Annotated in this window: 5 protein-coding genes; 4 read left to right on the forward strand and 1 reads right to left on the reverse strand. The window is 61.3% G+C overall.

Annotated elements, in window-relative coordinates:
- Positions 1-52 precede the first annotated feature (52 nt).
- The 4 genes from ACIQ17_RS32065 (at position 53) to ACIQ17_RS32080 (ending at position 2,798) form a co-directional block, all read left to right on the forward strand.
- Positions 53-301, forward strand: coding sequence for a sulfurtransferase TusA family protein (locus tag ACIQ17_RS32065; protein ID WP_398473582.1), 249 nt, complete (start codon positions 53-55; stop codon positions 299-301).
- Between the two features lie 203 nt (positions 302-504).
- Entirely contained in the window at positions 505-2,163 is a 1,659-nt protein-coding gene (locus tag ACIQ17_RS32070; RefSeq protein WP_398473584.1) for an OFA family MFS transporter, read from the forward strand.
- A 198-nt stretch (positions 2,164-2,361) separates the two neighbouring features.
- Entirely contained in the window at positions 2,362-2,658 is a 297-nt protein-coding gene (locus ACIQ17_RS32075; RefSeq protein WP_398473586.1) for a hypothetical protein, read from the forward strand.
- A complete protein-coding gene (locus tag ACIQ17_RS32080; RefSeq protein WP_398473587.1) occupies positions 2,655-2,798 on the forward strand; it encodes a hypothetical protein in 144 nt (47 codons plus the stop codon). Before ACIQ17_RS32075 ends, ACIQ17_RS32080 begins: the two co-directional genes overlap by 4 nt.
- Positions 2,799-2,838: 40 nt before the next feature.
- Here the strand turns inward: ACIQ17_RS32080 and ACIQ17_RS32085 are convergent.
- Positions 2,839-3,591, reverse strand: a 753-nt coding sequence (locus tag ACIQ17_RS32085; protein ID WP_398473588.1) for a dihydrodipicolinate synthase family protein, incomplete at its 5' end; no start/stop codon positions are given.

Consider the following 3,591-nt stretch of genomic DNA (forward strand, 5'->3'; position numbering starts at 1 on the left):
GACATTCGGCGGCGTCCGGATATAACGCCGTCGCATCAATCGGAGCCCTCGCGTGACCGCGACCAAACTCGATCTCACCGGGCTGAAATGTCCGCTGCCTGCACTGATGACCCGCAAGGCCTTGCGAACGCTTCCCGTCGGCGATCGCATCGAAGTCCATTGTACGGACCCGATGGCGGTGATCGATATTCCCGTCCTAGTGCAGCAGGCCGGCGACCGCATCGACAGCACCGAGCGTCGCGACGAGGTGATCATTTTCATGATCGAAAAAATGAATGCTGCGATAGCAAATGATGATTGAGCCTCTGGTATACCACTGAGATAATTGAGAAATTTCGCAAATTGATACTTTTTCCCTATCGACTCCCGAAGCGGTCTTTGGTCCTGTTCTAATCAGCTACGCGCGAGAATCTGTCGTCTGCACGCGGCTGGGGAATGAACTGACGACACGACTGTTTTGGAACGCAGGCGGCTCAGAAGGGTCGACTGCAGGGGAGATTTTTGATGACAACTGTTGGCAATGCCGGAAGTCTGTCTGGCGCAAAGCCAGGTTTGTTAGATCGCGAGCGCATCATCGCGACGGCTGGTTTTAATCGCTGGATGGTGCCGCCAGCGGCACTGTGCATTCATCTGTGCATCGGCATGGCCTACGGCTTCAGCGTGTTCTGGCTGCCGCTGTCGCAGGCCATTCCCAATCCTGCGGCGAAGGAAGTTTGCGACGGCATGTCGCTCATGACCGAGCTGTTCACCACCACCTGTAACTGGAAGGTCGCCAGCCTCGGCTGGATGTACACGCTGTTCTTCGTGCTGCTCGGCGCGGCCGCTGCGATCTGGGGCGGCTGGCTCGAACGCGTCGGTCCGCGCAAAGCGGGTTTCGTGTCGGCGCTGTGCTGGTGCGGCGGTCTCGTGCTCGGCGCCATCGGCATCTACACCCATCAGCTCTGGCTGTTGTGGGTCGGCTCCGGCGTGATCGGTGGCATCGGCCTCGGCCTCGGCTACATCTCGCCGGTGTCCACGCTGGTGAAATGGTTCCCGGACCGTCGCGGCATGGCCACGGGCATGGCGATCATGGGCTTCGGTGGTGGCGCCATGATCGGCTCGCCGCTCGCCAATATCCTGATGAACTATTTCAAGACGCCCACCGATGTCGGCGTCTGGCAGACCTTCCTCGCCATGGGCGTGATCTATTTCGTGTTCATGACCATCGGCGCGTTCTCCTATCGCATCACGCCGCCGAACTGGAAGCCGGAAGGCTGGACCCCGCCGGCCACCACCAACAAGATGATCACCACCGGTCACGTGCATCTCGACAATGCGCACAAGACCAAGCAGTTCTGGCTGATCTGGCTGGTGCTCTGCCTTAACGTGTCGGCTGGTATCGGCGTGATTGGCATGGCTTCGCCGATGCTGCAGGAAATCTTCGCCGGCAAGCTGATCGGCGCACCGGATCTCTCCTTCAGCCAGCTTTCGGCTGCGCAGAAGACTGCGATCGCCGGCATCGCCGCAGGCTTCGCCGGTCTGATCTCGTTGTTCAACATCGGCGGCCGCTTCTTCTGGGCGTCGCTGTCGGACAAGCTCGGCCGCAAGAACACCTATTACACGTTCTTCATTCTCGGCATCGTGCTCTATGCGCTGGTGCCGACCTTCGCCGCCACGGGCAACAAGGTCCTGTTCGTGTTCGCCATCGGCATCATCCTGTCGATGTATGGCGGCGGCTTCGCCACGGTGCCGGCCTATCTCGCCGACATCTTCGGCACCCAGTTCGTCGGCGCCATTCACGGTCGTCTGCTGACGGCCTGGGCGACCGCCGGCATCATCGGTCCGGTGGTGGTGAACTATATCCGTGAATTCCAGATCCAGGCCGGCGTGCCGCGGGCGCAGGTCTATGACTTCACGATGTATATCCTCGCCGGCATGCTGGTCGTCGGCCTGATCTGCAACATGCTGGTCAAGCCGCTGGCTGCACACTGGTTCATGAAGCCGGAAGAGGTTGCTGCCATGCAGGCCAAGGGCGCGGAAGCGGCCTCGGTGGGCGGCGGCTCCTACGGCATCGGCAAGGGCGGTCTCGACGCCTCGGCCGCCGCGTTCTGGCTGTTCGTCGGCGTGCCGCTGCTCTGGGGCGTCTGGCTGACGCTGCAAAGCGCAGTCAGGATCTTCCAGTAAGATCGTCTGCCATCATCCGGGACCGGCGGCGCAAGCTTCCGGTCCCTTTTTTGTTTGGGCTACAGGCGCATGTCACTCGTCTATATGCCGCGTCTATGACGTGGCATGGCGTCTCATCTCGTATTCCTATGGCGTTGTCTGCATCTTTGACGTGTCCCGGTGGGTCTGGCCGGGCACATCAGTGAAACGGACAACGACATGACAATGTTCTTCAATCGCGACACGCAGGCGCATGATTTCTCTGCGGACAGCGCCTATCGCGCCTGGCTCATCAGCCGCAACGACGCACCGATCGTCCATCATTCCGGTGATATCCAGTGGAAGCGGCTTCGCGTGTCCATCCGGCAGATATGGAAACATGTCAGGGGCACGATCGCCGCCGTGCATATGGCTCTGGTCGCCGACAAGATGCGGCGCGCGCGATGTGAACTCGCGCAGGTCGACATGCGTCGCATGCGGATTACGACGCAGCCGTCTCGCAGGACTGCGCCATGATGGTGCGTCTGCTGTCGCTGCTCGTGCAGGCCTGGCGGTTCGTGGCCGGTCCGGATATCTATCAGCCCGCCGCACACTATATGCGCGGCCCCGGGCCGAAATACCGGGAGAAGATGGAAAGCAAGTGCCCGCAGGAATAGCGGACGCTTTCGTAGCGTATAGACCCCGGTCATGTTCGGGCTACAATGACATCACTTCCTCCGGCGACGCCCAGATCGCCCCCATCGCTGTTCGCACCAGATCTTGCCCGGTCTCATCCAGCGGCGTGCGTGGCAAGCGCACCGATGCATGTCCAAGCCCCCGTAAGCTGAGCGCATATTTCACGATCGATGACGCCTGATCCGGTTCCAGTGTCTCTGCCAGTGGCATCAGCATGTCCGAAATCGTGGTTGCATAGCGCGGGCAGCCTTTTCGCGCAGCGACATACATGCCTCGGCAGAGCTGCGGTGCGACACTCGCCACTGCTGAAACGACGCCATCGCCACCGGAGAGCAGATAGGGCAGGGACGTCGCATCATGCCCGGTGAGTAACCGAAAGCCCGGCGGCAATAACGGGCGCAGGCGCGCAAGCCGGGATAAAACGCCATTGTCATCGCGCAGTCCGATCACGCGGGATGAGGCCGCGAGATCGAGGATGATATCGTCGGTTAAAGCCCGCACGCAGCGCGAGGGCGCGTCATGCAGGATGACCGGCAGTGTCGTGGCGCTCAGGATGGCGTGGAAATGCGCCGTGATACCCTCGGCGGTCGGCTTGTTGTAATAAGGGACGACCGACATCGCGGCATCGGCGCCGGCGGTTTGAGCCATGCGCGTTCTCGTGATGGCGTGCGATGTGCAGTTCGATCCGGCGCCCGCGATGATGCGCAGACGTCCGCGCGCGATGCCGACCGCAGTGCGGATCAGCACCGCGTGTTCATCCTCGGTGAGGGTGTC

This window comes from Tardiphaga sp., assembly GCF_044340795.1.
Lineage (GTDB): Bacteria > Pseudomonadota > Alphaproteobacteria > Rhizobiales > Xanthobacteraceae > Tardiphaga.